The sequence below is a fragment of the Acinetobacter sp. WU_MDCI_Abxb74 genome (assembly GCF_025513915.1).
Lineage (GTDB): Bacteria > Pseudomonadota > Gammaproteobacteria > Pseudomonadales > Moraxellaceae > Acinetobacter > Acinetobacter calcoaceticus_C.
On sequence record NZ_JAHPRP010000001.1, the window covers coordinates 309314 to 329577 of the forward strand.

Sequence of the window (20264 nt, forward strand, 5' to 3'; positions counted from 1 at the left end):
CCATGATTTTATTGCTGATTCTATATCTAAGAAACTTATATTAGTTTAATTATCAGGAAAGAAACCCGCATCTTCACGTGCTTGTTTTAAAGCTAAGATAAAGGAGGTTAATAAAAGTAAACCTATAAAAAAAAGAAAAAGATCAATGTTACTAATCGCAAAACCTATACTTGTAGCACCTAGACTTAGTAATAAGATACATAATATTTTCCAAAAAATGAGCATGTTACGTTCTGATAAAAAGTCTAAAGATATTATTGGCAATTGAAGGGGATTTCTAAATTTATTTATGTTTTTTTTATTATAAATTATGTAATTCTCTGAAATTTAAATTTTTATGGTTTTGACTTAAATATTTGAAATTAAAAATAAATTTTTATTTGGGTGACTTGAGGGCTATCTTTTAATTTTTCTTAAAATTAAGTTTTTATTAATTAATAGAATGATAATTCTTTAGAAACACTATAAAATAGCTTTTATAAATAAAATTTATTTATTTAATTTATTTAGAACAATGTCTTATGTTGTCTTTTAGAATTTTTGTTAAAAAAAAGACTTGATCTTTAAGCTGATTTTTGAAATTATACTCATGCAAATTGTGATCTATTTCCCACAATTTGTATTTCAGGTTAAGTGGTTATCACTAATGCTCATTTGCTATTTTTGCTTATGAGCATTTTTTTATGTGATTTTTTAATAGAACTACAAAGTTTGAAAATTATGAGTTTTTGAGTTCTCTTGGTAGCATTGAGCTTATTTTTTAGTAATTTTATAGATAGTTGTTAATCATATTGAATCGTCACCGTCACTGTGGCTTTAACCTCACCTGCGGTTACATTGGTGGCAGTCTGATAGTAACGAGCAGTTAAAGGAATATCATATTCAACAGTTTGGTTGGAACTCACCATACCTATATTTAGTTTGCTTGCTTTTTGAATCGGCTGATTTGCTCCATTCATATTCCATAACAGTTCGACACCCACACCGTTGGCTTTGATTGAATTCGCGGCACTGTTGTTAATCACCTGATTATTTGAGTTATCAGAATTATAATCAAAACTTAAGCTGATCGTATTGCTCGTAGCGATCCCAGAGTTGTTTTCGCCGCCATTACATAAGATTGACAGATTAAAATTCTGTTCTCCTTGGGTTGACCCAATCGCTCTAAAGCCTGATTTCATCACGGTTGGAAGTTGAACTGGTGAATCTACACCATTTTGAATTTCACAAGATGAGGATGCAATAAGAATAGGGGCATTACTTAATACGGTAGTGGTTAAAAATGGGCGGTTCTGTTGACCTGATACATAATAAGTGCTGTAACGGCCTGCTACTAGTGCTCCAGAACCTGTTGTCATGGCAGTTTTAATCACCTCCATGACAAAATACCCTGGGGAAAGCGTATATGCTTTATTTGGTGTTAATGTGCGTCTATAGGGATAATATCCTGAAAAATCTGAAGCATCGGCTGCTTCGCGATAAAGACGAATACCGATACCGGGAATATTAGTCGCATAAACATTATTACCTATTGGGCTAATTGGATAATTTAAGGGGAGAGCTGCAATAATTTGATCACTTGCACGATTACAAGTTGCAGTTGAATTATTAGGAGATATTGTAAAAGTATTCTTTTGTAAGATTGTTCCTATTGGATCATTTGGTTTTACTACGATTTTACCTATATTCATTGGAATATCGACGGTAGTAAATCCTTTACTTAAATTACAATTTGCATTTGTATGGCTATAAGCAAATAAACTCACTGCCAAAAATCCAATTTTTTTTAAAATATTATTCATTTACAGACTGCCTTTGTCATAATAATTGGTTGGTTGTTATGCTTTATTTGATCCGCTATATCGTATTCAATTTCACATTTTTCAGTACTCGTATTTCCCCATTTCACATATAAACGGTCATGGGTTAAGGGTGTTCGTAAATAAATGCGACTGCCTTGCGCGACAATGCCTATTACTTCGTTATTCTGGTTGTATACCTGTGCGGCAAAAGGTAGATGTGAGCCATCTAATGTTGTTGTACTAATAAAAAGTGCATAACCTTTTTTTGTTGAGAATTGAACTTTAGTGATTGAACCTGCATAAGGGGCAATCCGTAAACTGCTCTCACCAAGTTCAACTTGTGTGGACATGTTTTGTGGATCAAGGCTGATGTCATTCATACGGTAAGGCGTAACATAGGGAATAACTGCATATCCCTTTTTGTTAATACTGAGCCCTGATGTATTGCCGACTTGTGCTCCAGTAGCATCCGGTGCATAGACCAACACCATGGTTTGAGCCTGATCTGGCCCAAACAGAATTCCTTGGGAATGAGCAACAACATTGCCACTGAAGCTAAGCATTTCTTGTTGGTAGGAATCTGCGTGACTTAATGAGGCACCTAGTGTTGTATAGTTTGTTTTATAGGTCCCATTAATATTTAGGTTGGTTTGACCATGGTCCTGATTAGAAATTGATGCGCCGTAGTTTAAGCGACTTCCTGTAAAGCCACTGAAGCTTAAAGTCTGACTATCCTCACCAACAACACTATTAAAAGTTAAAGAATTTTTCTTAAAATCGAGTGGAAAAGATAAAGAAGCTAGGTACTGCGTATCTTGACCTGTGCGAGTACCACCTTCTTCAACTTTGCTGCTCATTGCAGATAAACTATAAGTTAAATCTTTAAATTGATTGCTATAACCTAATTGGAACTGTTTATTGGTCGTGGGTTGATTCCAATAGTTTATCCATGAACCCACTAAATAAAAATTTCCCCATTGCTTTGGAAGAACTTGATTTAAAGTAATCTGGAATTCACTTTTTTGTTTGCCTACGGAAAAGCTATCAATATTTTGTTGTTGTAAATCTTGAATTAAAATTGCATTACGTAATTTGAGATAGTTCTCTGTTGAATAGCGATAAGTAGCCAATGTTAAATTAGTATTTGTTGATGAAAATAATCTGCTGTAACTTAAACGATAACTTTGCCCTGTCATTTTAGATTGATGATCAAACTCAGCTTTTGATTGAGTGGCATCAAAAGAGACAGCTCCAATGGGTGTTGAAAAAGCTGTGCCTACTAATAACGAGAGATACTGCTGGGTTGCTTGAACCGCACTGTAAGTTGTGAGGTAGTTATTAATTCCTCGTTGATATTTACCCTGTATCAGCCATGGATTTAGGCTAAGGTTTGAATCTCGAAACTGCCCTAAAGTAAAAGAGTATCGACTGATTTGAGGGCGTAGCATTTCGACGACAGAGGCATATGGAATAGAGAATTTTTGAATTACTCCATTAGACTCAATTACAGAAACTTGTAGCTCGCCTCCAAATCCTGTTGGGTAAAGATCATTAATTTCAAAGTTTCCGGGGGGGAGCGTTGTCTGATAAATTAAATTGCCTTGTTGCCTAACCTCGACTTTCGCATTGGTTTTTGCATAACCTCTTACTCTGGGAGCATAACCAAGCATACTGTTGGGAAGCATTCGGTCATCACTTGAAATATTTACGCCGCGATACGGTAACGAATCGATAAAATCACTATTAGTAAAATAATCGCCTAAAGTCAGAACCCCATGAATTTTTGGAAATGCTTTTTGTATATATGTATTTGTTGAAGTATAAGAAGAATGATCAGTTTGAAAATCAGTATGGTCTTGCCATTTCCATTGTCCATTATGGCGAAATTGCCAACTTGCTAAATTTGCTCCAAGATTAGTCCCCATAAAGGCATATGTACTTTCATGTTGTTCGTTAACTATCCGATAAGCAGTCGCGTTATATGTCAAAAAAGCTGCATTAATACCTCGATCCCACAAATGTGGGTCGATATAGCCCTGTGCATTTTTTTCTAATGTGACTTGGGGAATAGAAATATCAATTCTTAAACGGGAGCTATCAAATAAATAAAAAGCATTATCTATCCAAGTTCCGAGTGCGTCACAAGAAAGAGACGATGTATGAGAATGTTTGTTAAGCACATCAGCTTTTATGCCATATTCTAGTAACATGGCTTCTGTAAAACAGGTTTCGGCATGTAGGTTAGGAGAGCTGGCATTAAAGCGCATGCGCCGCTTACCCAGCCATTGACCATTAATATAGACATCTAAGCTATATTCACCAGCTAAGATGGGGTTTCCATATTTGAAACGACCAATATCAATTTTTTGCGCATTACCTACTAAAAAATTACTATCAAACTCTGCTTTTGAGAAACCTGAAACATCAGTACTATTTTCGGCATATGCAGCCAAAGGCATACATACCGCAATACTTGAGGCCACATAATAAGTAAAAGGGCTTTTTAAACATATATAAGGTATAAACCATTTAGACATAGTTTTAGAGCCTATTCATGATAGGTATTTAGGTTTTTTAAGTAATACAGTAAGGTTAGAACTTTATTGGGTGCTCAACTCTTCCACCATAATCATTGATATATACAAAGCTCATATCTGCTACATTTTTATTTTTTATTTTTATTTTATCTTCGGAAAATGGAGCAACCATTAAACCTTGTTGTAATAAGTCTGTTTTATGGCTTTCACCTCCTTGAAAAATGGATGTAATAGTGAGGAAAAAGGGTGTCGGGTTCTTCACTACTAGATATTTATCATTCATTTTCCATTGAACTTTCTCACTTAGTTGTTCAATATTTTCTTTTAGATTTATAGGGCGATAAAAAAATTTAATGCGCGAACGAACAGCAAGCTGTAAAAAATTATTAGAAATAGAAGTGGTCTGGTTTTGTTGAGTTTTACCTTCAGGTTTAGGAGGTATATCTAAAACATTAAGCCAAAAAATTGATTCTTGTTGCTGACTTAATTGAGAAGTATTAGGTAGAGCTGTAATTCTTAAAGTTTGGCCCTTAGTTGCTTCTACTCGTGAAATCGGTGGAGTAATAATGAAAGGCACATTTGCTTCATCAGGAGTTAATTTTGCATTTCCATCATCAATCCAAGCCTGAACAAGAGACGGAGCTGTACCGTTATTACTCAGTTGCAAAGTGATCTCACGTGCATTTGAAGGATAAACGACACGAGTTCCATGTAAAACAATTTCAGTATGACCGGTGGTAGTCAGTGCTACCTGTAGGCAAACTAATCCCCAAAAAAACTTACGACCACGAAAAAGCATGAGTCATATTCTCAATAATGAATAATAGATAGGAGATAGCTTCTATCTTTAAATAGAAGCTTCAATTTTAATTTTATTGATAAATAATGGTGTATTTTACTTGCGATGTTACCGTACCCGCAGTAGAAGCACCTGTAGCATAGTATTCAGCATAATAGTTAAGGTCAGCATCACCACCTGCCGAAACATTCACCCATTGTGAATTGGTCTGAGCTCCATTTGTGCCTGTAGCGAGTACAGGAATTACAGCGTTATTACTGCCTAACAACTGGATATTCACATTTGTTGCCCCGCTCGAGGTTGCTTGGTTTAATAAACGACCCGTATTAAAGTCAACGGTAGCGCCCGGCTCAAAATAAGTGGCTACTTTGCCAGCAGAAGAACAGTTCGTTAAATTAATTTGAAATGGAGTACGACCAGCCACATCACCTGCATTTTTTAAGGTTTGAGATGAAACTGTAGGCAGGTTGATTGTTAGATTTTTATCTCCAGTATCAATCGTACAAGTATTATCAGTGACAAGACCATTAATAGTAATTGTGCCATCTGCAGCTTGTGCATTTGTTATATTTAAGAGAGAAACTGCCGCTATAAAAATAAACTTTTTCATAAAATCCCCAGAATAGCCTTTTAAAATAAAATCCATTACTTTTTAGCAAGTTTATTCTGCTTAAGTAAGGCGAAGGAAATATATCACTTTTCAATCAAAAAACAAGAAAAACATTATATTTATATATATTTTGATCAGTTATTTTTATTAATGAATATTTTGAAAATATATTTTTTATCATTTGGTAAAATATCTTTTTATTCATTTTTAAAATAAAATTAAAAAATTAGTAATATTTAAGTATTTGTATTTTATTAAATTAATTTATTTTTGAAATATTTAAGATAAGAATTGCTTGTTATTTTTGTTTAAGATGTTGTTTTATATATAAAAAGTATTTTTTAATTTATCTTGTAAATATATTTATTTTTTAAGAATTTTTTAAGATTCAATTCCTACTGTCTTAGTTGTAATTCAATAAAAGATAATCTGGAGTTCCGTTCCATGAATAGTATGAAGTATAGCTATAAACCTAATTACTTTTTCTTTGCTCATAAACTAGTTTTGTTTTTGAAGGATTATCTCATTAAGCACCCAACGGAGCAGCAGACATCGTTTAACTTACAAACGATTTATGACATCTTTAGCCATGATCTTGCTTCAAGTACAACTAATCTTGAAGGTATCTTAAATATTGCAGATGAATATGTCTTTGAAACAGAAGAAGGGTTACTTCCATTGATCAATAAGCACTCTGTTAATCTCAAGAATCATGTGCTTTCTTTGGAATTTTCACCACAAGCTTTGACAAGCTTATTGTCAGGTCATTCTTTACTAAACCCTAAAGCAGCTTAGATTTGCTTTTAAGGTAGAGTTAACTCATATAAAATTCATAAAATTTAATTTTAAGAGTTGTTTATGAGTAAAGACTTTAAGGCCTTAACTTATATTGCGGATGATAATATAGCAGATACAGTGTCTTGGCTTTTACATCATCAAGATGTTTTTGATGCTTTTAATTTTGATGTGTTGAGCCAAGAGTTGTCTGTAACGCATGCAGCAGGAAAAGACATTATTCGAGTAGGGACATTTCTTAATGCCACTTATGGAATTTTAGTTACTTCTGTCTAAATAAAAAAAAGCCCTGAATAATCAGGGCTTTTTTTTATTTTAATGCCTTGAGTTACGCACTCATGGCATTTACTGATAATTCAGCAACTGTTGCTTTTGGTTTTTCTGCAGTTAAGCCTAGCTTATTAAACAACGCTTGGTCTTTACCTTCACCTGCATTTGGTGTGGTGAGTAACTTATCACCAGAGAATAATGAGTTTGCACCCGCCATAAATGCTAATGCTTGATCTGAATCACTTAATGACTCACGACCAGCAGATAAACGAATATAGCTATGCGGCATAATAATACGTGCAACCGCAATAGTACGGATCCATTCAATTACATCAAGCTTTTCAACATCTGCTAAAGGCGTTCCTTCAATTGGAACAAGCATGTTAATTGGTACAGATTCAGGATGAATTGGTAGGGTAGCTAATTCATGTAATAAACCAACACGGTCTTCACGACTTTCGCCTAGACCCACAATGCCACCACTACAAACTTTCATTCCAGCTTGGCGAACATAATCTAGGGTATTTAAACGATCATCAAAAGTACGTGTGCTAATGATGTGAGAGTAATACTCACGAGATGTATCTAGGTTGTGGTTGTAATAATCTAAACCAGCAACTTGTAGGCGCTCTGCTTGAGATTGGTTAAGCATGCCTAAAGTCATACAGGTTTCCATACCTAACGCTTTTACTTCACGTACCATTTCTAACACATAAGGCATATCGCGTTCATGTGGGTTACGCCAAGCTGCGCCCATACAAAAACGTGAAGAACCTGAATCTTTTGCAGCTTTTGCTTCGCTAATCACTTTTTCTACAGCAATACGTTTTTCTGCTTCTAATTTTGATTCGTAATGTGCAGATTGTGAGCAGTACTTGCAATCTTCAGGGCATTTACCCGTTTTAATTGATAAAAGGGTGCTGACCTGAATCGCATTGGCAGTGAAGTGCTCGCGATGTACTTGCTGAGCCTTGAAAACTAAATCCAAGAAGGGTTGTTCATATAAAGCTTGGATTTCTTCACGATTCCAATCATTACGTAGAGTCATTGTCATATCCATGATGATGGCATTAATTCACTACACATAATCATACAGAATTCGTATTAAAGCTATAGGGCAAAAAACATCATTTTTTTAATTTGATCATTGAAGTTGGTTGAGTTGTTGCTCAATTGCCCAATCAATATGCACATTGACAATATCATCATGCAAAATTTTGCCATTTTGTAGTTGAGCTACAATTTCCGTTGAATAGGGAGCATTTCCTAAACCAATAGCAATATTACGTTTAAATGATTGATAACCTGTTCGGCGAATTGGACTGCCTTCTGTATTAGCTAAAAAAGTGGTTTCATCCCATTGCCAGATGTCTAAAAGACTGATGCTGTCTAAGCCATTTCTAGGATTGAAATCGCTAATGGATGCAGTTTTGGCAAAACTGTTCCAAGGGCAAATTAATTGACAGTCATCACAACCAAAAACTCGGTTACCAATACCAGCACGTAATTCTTCTGGAATGATTCCTTTATATTCGATGGTTAAATATGCAATACAACGCCGTGCATCGAGCATATAAGGCTCGACAATTGCTTGAGTTGGACAAATATCAATACAAGCACTACATGAACCACAATGTGCTGTTGTAGGTTCGTCGAACGGTAAATCTAGAGATGTAAATAGTTCACCTAATACAAAAAAAGAGCCTGACTTTTTGTGAATGAGCAATGTATGTTTACCCGTCCAGCCCATTCCGGCACTTTCAGCTAGTGATTTTTCAAAAATAGGGGCTGAATCAGCGAAAGGACGTGATTCAAAATCACCAACTTTTTCACGAATGCGTGTGGCTAAAGTTTTCAATCTACCACGCATGACCTTGTGATAGTCTCGACCACGTGCATAACGGGCAATAATGGCAGAGTTCGGTTCGAAAGGTACATAACGCGGCTTTGGTGACTCAACCAAATAGTTCATACGAACGCAAATAATACTTTTTGTGCCGGGAACTAATAACTTGGGGTCAGCCCGCTTTTCTAGATTTTCTTCTAAATAGGTCATATCTGCATGATAGCCACGTTCAAGATACTCTAAAAAACGAGGCATTTGCTCTTGAGCATCTGGTTTTGCAATGACACAATCAGCAAAACCCAAGTCTAATGCTTGAGCCTTGATCCATGCTTTTAATTCATGAAGATCAAGTTGTTGCACCGTAATGCGTGATGTATCGGAAGATGTCATAAACCAAAACAGAAGAGGATAATAATATGCAGACGGTAGTTTACCATAGCGATGCTATTCAAGCATGGGAGCAACGCTGGTTTGCTGCACAAAACTCATCATTAGGTTTAATGCAACAAGCGGCTTGGTCAATTGCTCAACAGTTAATTAAATTTTTTAAAGAGCAGTCTATTAAAAATATTGCTGTTTGGTGTGGACAGGGCAACAATGCTGGCGATGGCTACTTTATAGCAAGTTATCTAAAACGAGCAGGATTCCACGTTGAAATATTTGCGGCTGAATTAGGCCAGTCAGCTAATCTACATTGTGCTGTGCAATTCGCTATAGAAAAGAAAGTCCCGATTCATCAAAATTTTAATGTTGAAAGAATTTTTGATTGTCATATTGATGCTTTATTTGGTATTGGCTTGAATCGTGAGTTGAATGCCGATTGGAAACAGGCTATTCAACAATTTAATGAACAAACGGGCCTAAAAGTTTCTGTTGATATTCCAAGTGGTTTGCAGGCAAATACAGGTTGTACCTTACCTTGCGCAATACGAGCTGATCATACATTTACAGTTTTAGGACTTAAAGCCGGATTATTTACAGGTCAAGGTAAAGAATATACAGGTGAGCTTCATTTAATTGATTTAATTCCTATAGACCAAGAGCTGAAACCATTAGCCTATTTAACATCAACAAATATTAAACTTCCTAAGCGATTAGCATTTGGTCATAAAGGGAGTTATGGGCATGTTTTAGTCGTTGGCGGGCATGAACAAATGGGCGGTGCTGTAATTATGGCTGCCGAAGCTGCTTTTCATGCAGGAGCAGGTAAAGTCACGGTAGTTTGTCATCAAAAGCATCATCAGGCTATTTTGTCTCGTTCACCAAATATTATGCTCCGTGATATTAATGCCTTAACTGAAAAGTCTATTAAGGATATTTTATCTCAGGTTGATGCAGTATGTTTTGGAATGGGGTTGGGGCGTGATGATTGGGCAAAGCAGATCTACCAACAATGGTTTAATTTGTTAAATCAGAGTACACACCTCGAAATTGTTTTAGATGCAGATGCTTTATGGTTTTTAGCAAAACAACCCCAAAAATTGAATGTACATATTTATTTAACGCCTCACCCAGGAGAAGCTGCAACATTACTTGGGTGTTCCACTACTCAGATTGAGAATGACCGAATCTCTGCGATTTATGCCTTACAACAAAAATATGCAGGGCAGTGGGTGCTTAAAGGAGCAGGTAGTCTGATTTTAGAAGATACTCTTTATATTTGTACCCAAGGTAATGCTGGTATGGGAACTGGAGGGATGGGAGATGTGCTAGCAGGAATGATTGCAAGTCTAAAAGCACAATTCCATAAGGCAGTTGCATTACATGAAATTGTTACCCTTCATGCTCAAGCTGGTGACCGACTTGCAAAACAAGGTATGCGGGGTTTACAGGCTTTTGAGATGAATCAGGCAATTACTCAAGTCGTGAACCAATAAAACTTTAACGTCTACGACTGCTAGAGCGACTTCGTCCACGTGCCATACCACCTAAGGCATTAAGAACCGACAGTTTACTCATACTTCCAGATGCATGAGCATGGCAAATGGCTGCTGCTAGTGCATCTGCCGCATCCGCCTGAGGTTTAATGGTCAGGTTAAGTAATCGCATGACCATCATTTGTACTTGTTCTTTATCCGCGGCTCCATAACCAACAACGGATTGTTTAATTTGGCGGGCGGTATATTCTGCAACTTGTAAATCTAAATTAACTAAAGCGGCTATTGCTGCACCTCGTGCTTGCCCAAGTTTTAGAGCCGAATCTGGGTTTTGGGCCATAAACACTTGTTCAACGGCAGCTTCGGTTGGACCATGAAATTTAACAATACGTTCAATACCAGCAAAGATACGTTTTAAGCGTTCGGGCATTTCCTTAGTTTCTGTTCGAATGGTTCCTGCATCAATAAAACGTAATTTGCTACCATCTTTTTCAATGATTCCATAACCTGTTAAGCGTGAACCAGGGTCAATCCCAATAATCAAAGACATGCGAAGGCTTACATAAATAATTTAAAGGTATTGTTACATACCAAAATATGATCTGCATGAGTTATTTAAGCAAGTCATTTATGAATGGTTATTTTTCGTTTTTTAAATAGATTTTTTGGGATTATTACAAAGTATAGTTTTTCAAGATTTCTAAAAAAGAAAAAATCTTTGATAATTGACAAGATTCTAGTTTAGTGGAATATTTATCTTGAATTTTGGAAGTGAAGTTTGTGGTTGTATGGAAGATATTAATATTCGCATTGCACAGCAAGTACGTGAACTGCGTTTAGCTCGTGGATATACCCTTGATGTTCTTGCTACACGATGTCAGGTGAGCCGCTCTGCAATTTCTTTAATTGAAAGAGGTGAGGCAAGCCCAACTGCGGTTGTCCTTGAAAAGCTGGCAAATGGTTTAGATGTACCTTTGACTCAACTCTTCGCTAACCAACAAGATAATCAATCACCTGAGCCCATTGTTCGGCGTAGTCAACAATCAGAATGGAAAGATCCAGAAACAGGTTATATTCGCCGTCAAATTTCACCTCCAAATTGGAAGTCTCCATTTCAGATTGTTGAAATTGAGTTTCCAGCTCAGTCAAGAATTACTTATGAAATTAGCGAAACTTCCAAGGTGGTACAACAGCAACTTTGGGTAGTGGAAGGGAAAATTGATATTCAATTAGGTGAATCTTCTTATGCTTTAAGCACAGGGGATTGTTTGGCAATGCAACTAAACCAGCCCGTTATATACAGTAATAATTCATCTCAAGTCGCTCGCTATATTTTAGTTGTCTCTAGTCAACTTGTCTCTGCCGTTAAGGAATCTTTATGACCTATGCCCTCGATTCTAATTTCCACTTAATTGATTGTAATGAAGCAGAACATTCAGTGGCTATCTTAGAGATTCTGAATGAAGCAATTATCAATTCTACCGCTCTATATGATTATGTACCGCGTTCCGAAGAGTCGATGAAAAATTGGTTCTCAGTTAAAAGAGAAAATGGCTTTCCCGTGATAGGGATTGTTGATGAGACTGACAAGTTATTGGGTTTTGCAAGCTGGGGAACCTTTAGGGCTTTTCCTGCCTATAAATATACCGTTGAACATAGTATTTATATTCATCATGAGCATCGTGGTAGCGGATTAAGCAAAATTTTAATGGAAGAGTTGATTCAGCGAGCTCAAAAGGCCGAGCTCCATGTATTGATTGGTTGTATTGATGCGACCAATCAGGCAAGCATCGGTTTACATGAAAAAATGGGCTTTACTCATGCAGGCACTTTTAAACAAGTCGGTTTTAAATTTGGGGAATGGCTCGATGCTGCTTTTTACCAGTTAAATTTGAGCACACCATTTCATCCTATCGATGGATAATTAAAAACTTCACATTTCAAAAAAACAGAATAATAGCCCAGTCTATGCTTGGGCTATAGAGTTCAATTTATAAGATACCCAGTTGTTCTAAGCCTTTATAAGCAATTTCTTTGCGAATAGAGCTAGGAGTTCCTTTTTTCATTTCTAAATTCAGTGAGAATGCGACAATTTCTCCTTGTGGTTGAACGACCCAGCCTGTTAACCAACCAACTTGCGGTTCAACATCCCATCCCCAACCACTTTTAGTATAAATTTTACGTCCATTCTTTTCCTCTATGAATACCATTGATTGAACTTGTTCTTGTACATTTTTGCTAAATGGAAGTGTTTTATGGGCCAATTGATAAGCAAACTGGGCTTCTTGTTGAGGTGTGATTTTTAGGGGACCAACAAGCCAAAAATTATCTACTTTTGAACCAATATTGGCATTACCGAAACCAATTCGTTTCACCTCTTGAGACATAAGGTCTAGACCAATTCGTCGGGCTAATTCTTGATAAACTGGAATTGCAGAAGCTTTCATGGCATCGCCCAGCGTCATGTCTTTTTCCCAGTCAGGAAATAAACGTTTTTGCCCATCCCATTTAAACACTTCAGTTGCAGTTGCCTTATGGTGTTCAAGTCCAATTAAAGCATTTAACATTTTAAAGGTAGAAGCTGGAACATATTCAGTTGATGCTCTTTTAAGGTCATTGCCATAAATTTCTTCTTTTTGCTCTCGCTTAATAACCAAAACGCCTGTGGTCTGCGCTTGATCAAACAGCGATTTAATTTCTTCTGAATTTTTATTGGCAGCAATAGAATATATTTGATGTTGTTCCACCGTATTAGAAGAACAGGCAGATAAAAATAGGAGGCTTGTTGCAACGATAAGGGCTTTTTTATACATAAGTTTGACTAAGTTTAATTTGAAATATTACTAATTAATTTAACTTGAATAGAACAGCCTTAGATAGTGGAAATGTAAGCTATCTAGGAAATTTTATATTAGGTATTACTTTTAAAGTTCTCTAAAAGTAGAACATAAACAAAGAAATGCTTCTAATTTCGCTCAGCAGATAAGACTTTATTTGAATAAAGAGCCCTTTTTTGAATGAGTTTTTACTTAAATAGAGTAAAAAAATTCAAATCTGCTTGAAGTGGCACTTGATAAAGTTGATACAGCACTCATTAATAATAAAGCATGTTTGTTTTTATCGAGTTAAAATCAAATGTACTCTAGTATTGCAGACTCTTGTTGTTACGATTGCTTATGTTAATTTTTACAAATTAGATGGAACAATCGGAGCGAAGAGGAATGCTTAGTCCTTATTTGTAACTTAGATAAGGTTAGGTCAAATAAAACTGCAATGAATTTTCTTTTTGAGATAGATAAAGTTTTAAATGAATTTACTTCTTATTGTAGTTCTGGGTGCGATTGTTGAAATTGCCGTATGGATTGGCGTAGCACAGTTCATCAGTGGCTGGTACGTGTTCTTTTGGTTCATTATTGCTTTCTTTATTGGTTTTGGGCTTATTCGTAGAAGTACTGCGGGTATTATGCCTCAATTACAACAAATGCAAATGACAGGCCAGCTAGGTAGTGATCCAACAGTAACTAAAAAACTTGCTTATGCTTTTGCAGGTTTCCTATTAATGCTACCAGGTCTTGTATCTGATGTTTTAGCTGTTTTAATTTTGATTCCTGGTGTTCAAACTGCATTTCGTAATATAGCGATGAGAACTCTTGCAAAACGTCAGCAAGCTATGATGAATAAAATGATGGGTGGCATGGGCGGTAATGCTTCGGGACAAAACCCATTTGCTGATTTAATGCGTCAAATGCAAGATATGCAGAATCAGCAGGGTGGTGGTCAAGGCCAATACCATGATTCAAACATTATTGATGGTGAAGCGCGAGACATTACTCCAGACCACAAAAAAATAGAACATAAAAATAAAGACTAATAAATGTGTTGTGAAAAAGCTTAAACCTCATGGGTTTAAGCTTTTTTTTATTTTTAAAACTATTATTTATTCTGGCAAACTGAAGTAGATGAATCAATATCTTTCATTTCTGATTTGTTTTCTTCTTGTGATTTCGACTGCGGTTGATATTTATTTGAAGGTAGAGCGGTTTGCTTGTTTTCAGATTGTTGATAACCTCGACTTCTGTTCGCTCTTTCGCGAAAGCCACCCTTATTAATGAGCTTTGTATGTGACATGCATTTGCCTAGAATGTGAGACTATTCGCTTATTTTAACAAATTCGGTAAAATATCAAAATAAGAAAAATAGTGCTAAAAAAATAATATTTAACTTATCTTTTTGTATTTTAATAAAATTTTTAAATTGACTCAATTGTTCATTCAGATTGAATTATCTTTTCATTTCACATAGGATAAATATAAAGGATGTATAAATTAAAAATGTAGCAAACCTATTAAAACAACAACGGTTGAAATGAGGGAAGGAGGGTTACCTATGCTATATCAATACCATTGTGCGTGTTGTGACAAAGTTGTGGCATCAACTGATAAATCATGTCCATATTGCGGTTCGCAACATATTCGAAGCCCATATGGTTTGTGGATGTTTTGTGTGATGGCCTGTCTAGCGGTTGTCGTCGTATTTAAAGTTGTCCATATTTATGTCCAGAACCATCAAGATACGCCAATGCAGTCAACATTACTTGATGTGCTAAATCAGGATGATAAAACGACAAGGCAATAATTTTGTTCAAAGTTACAAATGATATGGCATCAAGGATGGTTGCTAGAAGAGTAAACCCTACATACTAGAAAATTTTAACTATAAAAAAACCCGCTCATTGGCGGGCTTTTTTATGAAATTCTATTAGAGGCCAGCAGCATCTTTAAGAGCTTCAACTTTATCAGTTTTTTCCCATGTAAATGCAGTGTCTGATCCTTCGCGACCAAAGTGGCCATAAGCCGCAGTTTGTTTATACATTGGCTGAATAAGATCCAACATACGAGTAATACCAAACGGTCTTAAATCGAAATGATCACGTACAAGTTGAATAATCAACTCATCAGAAACTTTTGCTGTACCAAACGTATTAATTGAAATTGAAGTAGGTTCTGCTACACCAATTGCGTAACTCACCTGAATTTCACATTTGTCAGCTAGACCCGCAGCTACAATATTTTTTGCAACATAACGACCTGCATATGCAGCAGAACGGTCAACTTTAGATGGATCTTTACCAGAGAAAGCACCACCGCCGTGACGAGCCATACCACCGTATGTATCAACAATAATTTTACGACCTGTTAAACCACAGTCACCCACAGGTCCGCCAATAACGAACATGCCAGTTGGGTTAATATGGAATTTAGTAGCAGCATGGAACATTTCAGCAGGAATGATCGGCTTGATAATTTCCTCAATGATCGCTTCTTTAAGCTGGCTTTGAGTAATTTCAGGATCATGTTGAGTAGACAAAACGACTGCATCTAAACGTACAGGCTTGCCATTCTCATATGCAAAAGTAACTTGGCTTTTTGCATCTGGGCGTAACCATGGAAGTGCGCCTGAGCGACGAAGTTCAGCCTGACGTTCCATTAAACGGTGAGCATAAGAAATCGGAGCAGGCATTAACACATCTGTTTCACGGCTTGCGTAACCGAACATCAAACCTTGGTCACCAGCACCTTGATCTTCAGGTTTTTGACGATCTACACCTTGTGCAATCTCAGGTGATTGTTTACCAATCATATTGATTACAGCACATGTCGATCCATCAAAGCCAAGATCAGAGTGGTGATATCCAATACCGTTAACGGTATTACGAACAACAGCTTCAACATCAATATTAGCAGTCGTTGTTACTTCACCAGCAAGTACAACAGCGCCTGTTTTTACCAGTGTTTCACAAGCAACACGTGCGTATGGGTCTTCTTTTAAGATTGCATCCAAAATAGCGTCGCTAATTTGGTCGGCCATTTTATCGGGATGACCTTCGCTTACAGATTCCGAGGTAAAAACAGCGTACTCGCGCATGAAAGTCCTATCTTGGTTATTTCAAAAGACATAATATGTTACATCGACTTGAGCTTGAGGACCAGTTCATACTGACCAAAAAGCATGAATTTGTTTCATTTATACTGTGTTTTAATTGATAAGTGTATTAGTAAAATTGATATAAAGAGTGTTTAGTTAAAGTATTGGTATTTTAATAAGTTGTTATTAGTGCATTTTTTAGACATATGACTTAACAAAAAAAATTGTGTCCCACAAGCTAGATTCTAAAGAAAAGAAACATGATTGAGCTAGATAGATATTTCCAAATATTTTATCTATATATCAAAGTCTAATAGAACTGCCTGCCCGCATAGGGGAGCAGTATTTAAGAAAATGATCACTGTTTTATATAACTTAAAGATCTAAATGTTTTTTGTGTAACCAAGAAACGATTAAAAATAAAGAAATATACCGTGTTGGGGTTTACCCTCAGCCCTTTTTTTAAGACAATATAGCGGCATTGAATTGTTATTCATCTTCTTCTTTTCATCAATCTATTAAAATTGGATTCTGATCTTATGACGACCCCTTTAAACGAACGTCGTATTGCAAATGCAATTCGTGTATTGGCAATGGATGCTGTGCAACAGGCAAACTCAGGGCATCCTGGTGCTCCAATGGGGATGGCAGATATTGCTGACGTCGTCTGGCGCGAGTTTTTAAATCACAACCCAACTAACCCACAATGGGTAAACCGCGACCGTTTCGTTTTATCAAACGGCCATGGTTCAATGTTGCAATACGCTTTGCTTCATTTAACAGGTTATGATCTTTCAATTGAAGATTTAAAACAGTTCCGTCAATTGCATTCTAGAACTCCGGGCCATCCTGAATATGGTTATGCGCCGGGTATAGAAACAACGACTGGTCCTTTAGGTCAAGGTATTGCTAATGCTGTTGGTTTTGCATTGGCAGAAAAGACTTTAGCTGCCCAGTTCAATAAAGATGATTTAAAAGTTGTAGACCATTTCACTTACTGTTTCTTAGGTGATGGCTGTTTAATGGAAGGTATTTCTCACGAAGTATGTTCTTTAGCAGGTACTTTACAACTTGGTAAATTGATTGCTTATTATGATGATAATGGCATTTCAATTGATGGTGAAGTAGAAGGCTGGTTCAGCGATGATACAGAAGAGCGTTTCAAAGCCTATGGTTGGCAAGTTCTTCGTGTAGATGGTCATGATGCTGATGCGATTCGTCAAGCAACAATCGAAGCAAAAGCTGAAAATCAAAAACCAACCATTATTATGTGTAAAACCATTATTGGTTTAGGTTCACCAAATAAGCAGGGTAAAGAAGACTGTCATGGTGCACCATTAGGTAAAGATGAAATTACTTTAACTCGTGAAGCATTAGGCTGGAAAGAAGAAGCATTTGTTATTCCTTCTGACGTATATGCTGCATGGGATGCGAAAGCAAAAGGTACTGAATCTGAAGCAGCTTGGAATGCAGTATTTGCACAGTATCAAGCAAAATATCCAACTGAAGCAGCTGAGTTACTTCGTCGTATTAGCGGTGACTTGCCAGCAGAATTTGCAGCGCAAGCAGAGGCATTCATTCGTGAAACAAATGCGAAAGGCGAAACAATCGCAACACGTAAAGCGAGCCAAAACACATTACAAGCATTTGGTCCTTTATTGCCTGAATTGCTAGGTGGTTCTGCTGACTTAGCGGGTTCTAACTTAACGCTTTGGAAAGGTTGCCAAGGCATTCAAGAAAACCCAGCTGGTAACTACGTATATTATGGCGTACGTGAGTTTGGTATGACTGCAATTGCCAATGGCGTTGCATTGCATGGTGGTTTTGTTCCTTACGTTGCAACATTCTTAATGTTTATGGAATATGCGCGTAATGCAGTACGTATGTCTGCATTGATGAAACAACGTGTAATTCATGTTTATACACATGACTCAATTGGTTTGGGTGAAGATGGTCCAACTCACCAACCAATCGAACAAATTGCTTCTTTACGTGGTACGCCTAACCTAAATACATGGCGTCCTGCTGATACCGTAGAAACTGCTACTGCGTGGAAATCTGCTTTAGAGCGTAAAGATGGCCCTACAGCACTCATTTTCTCTCGTCAAAACTTACCATTCCAAACACGTTCTGAAGAGCAAATTCAAAATGTTGCAAAAGGTGGTTATGTTCTTGCTCAAGAAAAAGGCGAATTAAAAGCAATTATTATTGCAACTGGTTCTGAAATTTCTTTAGCAATGGAAGCTTATGCTCAACTTGACGGTGTACGTGTAGTTTCTATGCCATGTGCAGAAGAATTTATGAAACAAGACGCTGCATATCGTGAAGCTGTATTACCAGCTCATATCCGTGCGCGTGTTGCTGTTGAAGCTGCTCATGTTGACTACTGGTGGAAGTTTGTTGGACTTGATGGCAAAGTAATTGGTATGACAACTTATGGTGAATCTGCACCAGCAAAAGATTTGTTCCAATTCTTTGGTATTACAACTGAAGCTGTTGTTGCAGCAGTAAAAGAATTAACTGCTTAAATATCAAATTAGTGTAAAAAAGCGCTCCATAGGGAGCGCTTTTTTATATCTGAAAGGTTAAATGCTAAGTTCGGTTTGAATATTGATTTGTGAAGTGAGTAACTTATGAATAGGACAGTTCTCAGCAACTTTTAATAAACGCTTGTGTTGATCTTCACTGAATTCACCTTTGAGCGTGATTTTGCGTTCAATATTATTTTGACCTTTCTCAGGTTCACCATTTGGGTTTAATACTAAATCAACTTGAACATGATCAAGCTTAATACCTTTAAGATTCGCATACATCTCTAATGTGATGGTGGTACAGGCGCCTAAAGCAGACAGTAAGATTTGAACTGGGTTTGGAGCAGTATCTAGACCACCTTTATCTGTAGGTTCATCAGCAAACCATTGGTGACCCGAAGGATCGGTCAGAGTTACTCGATATGGAGTGGAAGTACTTTGTGCTTGAGCAGTATTAGCCATGTTTTACCTTGTTATTGATCAATAAAGTCGAAATAAAAACGAATTAATTTGAAAATTCGGAAACGGTATGACAATACCGATATTTTATAATATTGTTTTTAAATAATAACTGTAACGCTTTTATTGTTGCATGGATGAAACATATCGTTTTATAAAGAATAGTGAATTAAATTACTTGATGTATACACTAACGACTATATCAATAAAGGATACGAAAAATGCATCTTAAAACATTAAGCTTCGGTTTGGCAGTAGCATTGGCTAGTTCAGTTACTTTAGCTGCGCCAGTGGACTACAAAATTGATCCAACACATACAGCTACTGTTTTCTCGTGGAATCACTTTGGTTTCTCTACTCCAAGCGCTAACTTCTCGGATATCCAAGGTGTAATTAAAGTTGATAATGCTAAACCAGCAAATTCATCTGTAAATGTGACTATTCCTTTAAGCAGCGTAAATACAAACGTTCCTGCTTTAGATAAAGAGTTCCAAGAAGAAGCTTGGTTTAATGCTGCTAAATATCCAAATATCACGTTTAAAAGTACTAAAGTTGAAACAAAAGACAAAAAACACTTTAAAATTACTGGTGACTTAACGGTTAAAGGCGTAACTAAGCCTGTGGTACTTGACGCTGTTTTAAACAAGCAAGGCGAACACCCAATGGCAAAAGTTCCAGCAATTGGTTTTAATGCTACAACTTCGTTCAAACGTTCTGACTTTGGTTTAGGTAATTACGTTCCAAACGTGGGTGATAAAATCACTGTAAATATTACAACTGAAGCAACAGTTGATAAAAAATAAGTTTTAAGTT

21 protein-coding genes are annotated in these 20264 nt (G+C 36.5%); 9 read left to right on the forward strand and 12 right to left on the reverse strand.

The window, feature by feature from the left end:
- Positions 1-45: 45 nt before the first annotated feature.
- The 5 genes from KTH84_RS01460 to KTH84_RS01480 all read right to left on the reverse strand — a co-directional run bounded on the left by KTH84_RS01460 (position 46) and on the right by KTH84_RS01480 (position 5784).
- Positions 46-225, reverse strand: coding sequence for a hypothetical protein (locus KTH84_RS01460; RefSeq protein WP_017390526.1), 180 nt, complete (start codon positions 223-225; stop codon positions 46-48).
- Positions 226-782: 557 nt separating this feature from the next.
- Complete coding sequence (locus KTH84_RS01465; RefSeq protein WP_133973930.1) at positions 783-1802, reverse strand: fimbrial protein; 1020 nt, start codon at positions 1800-1802, stop codon at positions 783-785.
- Positions 1799-4255, reverse strand: coding sequence for a fimbria/pilus outer membrane usher protein (locus KTH84_RS01470; RefSeq protein ID WP_262472468.1), 2457 nt, complete (start codon positions 4253-4255; stop codon positions 1799-1801). The genes KTH84_RS01465 and KTH84_RS01470 overlap by 4 nt, the downstream gene beginning before the upstream one ends.
- A 139-nt stretch (positions 4256-4394) precedes the next feature.
- Positions 4395-5138 (reverse strand): molecular chaperone, encoded by a 744-nt coding sequence (locus tag KTH84_RS01475; protein WP_262471714.1) that lies wholly within the window; start codon positions 5136-5138, stop codon positions 4395-4397.
- Positions 5139-5211: 73 nt separating this feature from the next.
- Entirely contained in the window at positions 5212-5784 is a 573-nt protein-coding gene (locus tag KTH84_RS01480; RefSeq protein ID WP_262471715.1) for a fimbrial protein, read from the reverse strand.
- Between the two features lie 408 nt (positions 5785-6192).
- Here KTH84_RS01480 and KTH84_RS01485 point away from each other — a divergent pair, with 408 nt between their 5' ends.
- Positions 6193-6543, forward strand: a complete 351-nt coding sequence (locus KTH84_RS01485) for a hypothetical protein (protein ID WP_262471716.1) — start codon at positions 6193-6195, stop codon at positions 6541-6543.
- Between the two features lie 63 nt (positions 6544-6606).
- Positions 6607-6819 carry a hypothetical protein gene (locus KTH84_RS01490; RefSeq protein WP_042896569.1) on the forward strand — a complete coding sequence of 71 codons (213 nt, stop codon included), beginning with the start codon at positions 6607-6609 and terminating at the stop codon, positions 6817-6819.
- 52 nt (positions 6820-6871) lie between these two features.
- Here the strand turns inward: KTH84_RS01490 and bioB are convergent, their stop codons facing one another.
- Both bioB and queG read right to left on the reverse strand, forming a co-directional pair.
- The gene (gene bioB / locus KTH84_RS01495; protein ID WP_262471717.1) at positions 6872-7861 is read right to left on the reverse strand and encodes a biotin synthase BioB; all 990 of its coding nucleotides are present in this window, start codon (positions 7859-7861) and stop codon (positions 6872-6874) included.
- Between the two features lie 96 nt (positions 7862-7957).
- A complete protein-coding gene (gene queG / locus KTH84_RS01500) occupies positions 7958-9049 on the reverse strand; it encodes a tRNA epoxyqueuosine(34) reductase QueG (RefSeq protein ID WP_262471718.1) in 1092 nt (363 codons plus the stop codon).
- A gap of 26 nt (positions 9050-9075) precedes the next feature.
- Here queG and KTH84_RS01505 point away from each other — a divergent pair, with 26 nt between their 5' ends.
- Positions 9076-10536, forward strand: a complete 1461-nt coding sequence (locus KTH84_RS01505) for an NAD(P)H-hydrate dehydratase (RefSeq protein WP_262471719.1) — start codon at positions 9076-9078, stop codon at positions 10534-10536.
- Positions 10537-10540: 4 nt separating this feature from the next.
- On the opposite strand, the gene ruvC is transcribed toward KTH84_RS01505, so the two are convergent.
- Positions 10541-11086, reverse strand: a complete 546-nt coding sequence (gene ruvC, locus KTH84_RS01510; RefSeq protein WP_003651385.1) for a crossover junction endodeoxyribonuclease RuvC — start codon at positions 11084-11086, stop codon at positions 10541-10543.
- A 238-nt stretch (positions 11087-11324) separates the two neighbouring features.
- Here ruvC and KTH84_RS01515 point away from each other — a divergent pair, with 238 nt between their 5' ends.
- On the forward strand, positions 11325-11918 hold the full coding sequence (locus KTH84_RS01515; RefSeq protein ID WP_262472470.1) for a helix-turn-helix domain-containing protein: 594 nt from the start codon (positions 11325-11327) through the stop codon (positions 11916-11918).
- Positions 11915-12460 carry a GNAT family N-acetyltransferase gene (locus KTH84_RS01520; protein WP_262471720.1) on the forward strand — a complete coding sequence of 182 codons (546 nt, stop codon included), beginning with the start codon at positions 11915-11917 and terminating at the stop codon, positions 12458-12460. The genes KTH84_RS01515 and KTH84_RS01520 overlap by 4 nt, the downstream gene beginning before the upstream one ends.
- Positions 12461-12527: 67 nt before the next feature.
- On the opposite strand, the gene blaOXA is transcribed toward KTH84_RS01520, so the two are convergent.
- A complete protein-coding gene (gene blaOXA, locus KTH84_RS01525) occupies positions 12528-13349 on the reverse strand; it encodes an OXA-213 family carbapenem-hydrolyzing class D beta-lactamase (protein WP_262471721.1) in 822 nt (273 codons plus the stop codon).
- A 494-nt stretch (positions 13350-13843) separates the two neighbouring features.
- On the opposite strand from blaOXA, the gene KTH84_RS01530 reads away from it, so the two are divergent.
- Positions 13844-14407, forward strand: a complete 564-nt coding sequence (locus KTH84_RS01530) for an FxsA family protein (RefSeq protein ID WP_202742284.1) — start codon at positions 13844-13846, stop codon at positions 14405-14407.
- Positions 14408-14469: 62 nt separating this feature from the next.
- Here the strand turns inward: KTH84_RS01530 and KTH84_RS01535 are convergent, their stop codons facing one another.
- Complete coding sequence (locus KTH84_RS01535; protein ID WP_262471722.1) at positions 14470-14664, reverse strand: hypothetical protein; 195 nt, start codon at positions 14662-14664, stop codon at positions 14470-14472.
- A 258-nt stretch (positions 14665-14922) separates the two neighbouring features.
- On the opposite strand from KTH84_RS01535, the gene KTH84_RS01540 reads away from it, so the two are divergent.
- On the forward strand, positions 14923-15171 hold the full coding sequence (locus KTH84_RS01540; protein ID WP_016138343.1) for a hypothetical protein: 249 nt from the start codon (positions 14923-14925) through the stop codon (positions 15169-15171).
- A gap of 123 nt (positions 15172-15294) precedes the next feature.
- Here KTH84_RS01540 and metK read toward each other — a convergent pair whose 3' ends face one another.
- Positions 15295-16461 carry a methionine adenosyltransferase gene (metK, locus tag KTH84_RS01545; protein ID WP_016138342.1) on the reverse strand — a complete coding sequence of 389 codons (1167 nt, stop codon included), beginning with the start codon at positions 16459-16461 and terminating at the stop codon, positions 15295-15297.
- 539 nt (positions 16462-17000) lie between these two features.
- On the opposite strand from metK, the gene tkt reads away from it, so the two are divergent.
- On the forward strand, positions 17001-18989 hold the full coding sequence (gene tkt / locus KTH84_RS01550) for a transketolase (protein ID WP_262471723.1): 1989 nt from the start codon (positions 17001-17003) through the stop codon (positions 18987-18989).
- 57 nt (positions 18990-19046) lie between these two features.
- On the opposite strand, the gene KTH84_RS01555 is transcribed toward tkt, so the two are convergent.
- Positions 19047-19454 (reverse strand): OsmC family protein, encoded by a 408-nt coding sequence (locus KTH84_RS01555; RefSeq protein ID WP_045432773.1) that lies wholly within the window; start codon positions 19452-19454, stop codon positions 19047-19049.
- Positions 19455-19672: 218 nt separating this feature from the next.
- On the opposite strand from KTH84_RS01555, the gene KTH84_RS01560 reads away from it, so the two are divergent.
- A complete protein-coding gene (locus KTH84_RS01560; RefSeq protein ID WP_133973910.1) occupies positions 19673-20254 on the forward strand; it encodes a YceI family protein in 582 nt (193 codons plus the stop codon).
- The last annotated feature ends 10 nt before the right edge of the window (positions 20255-20264 follow it).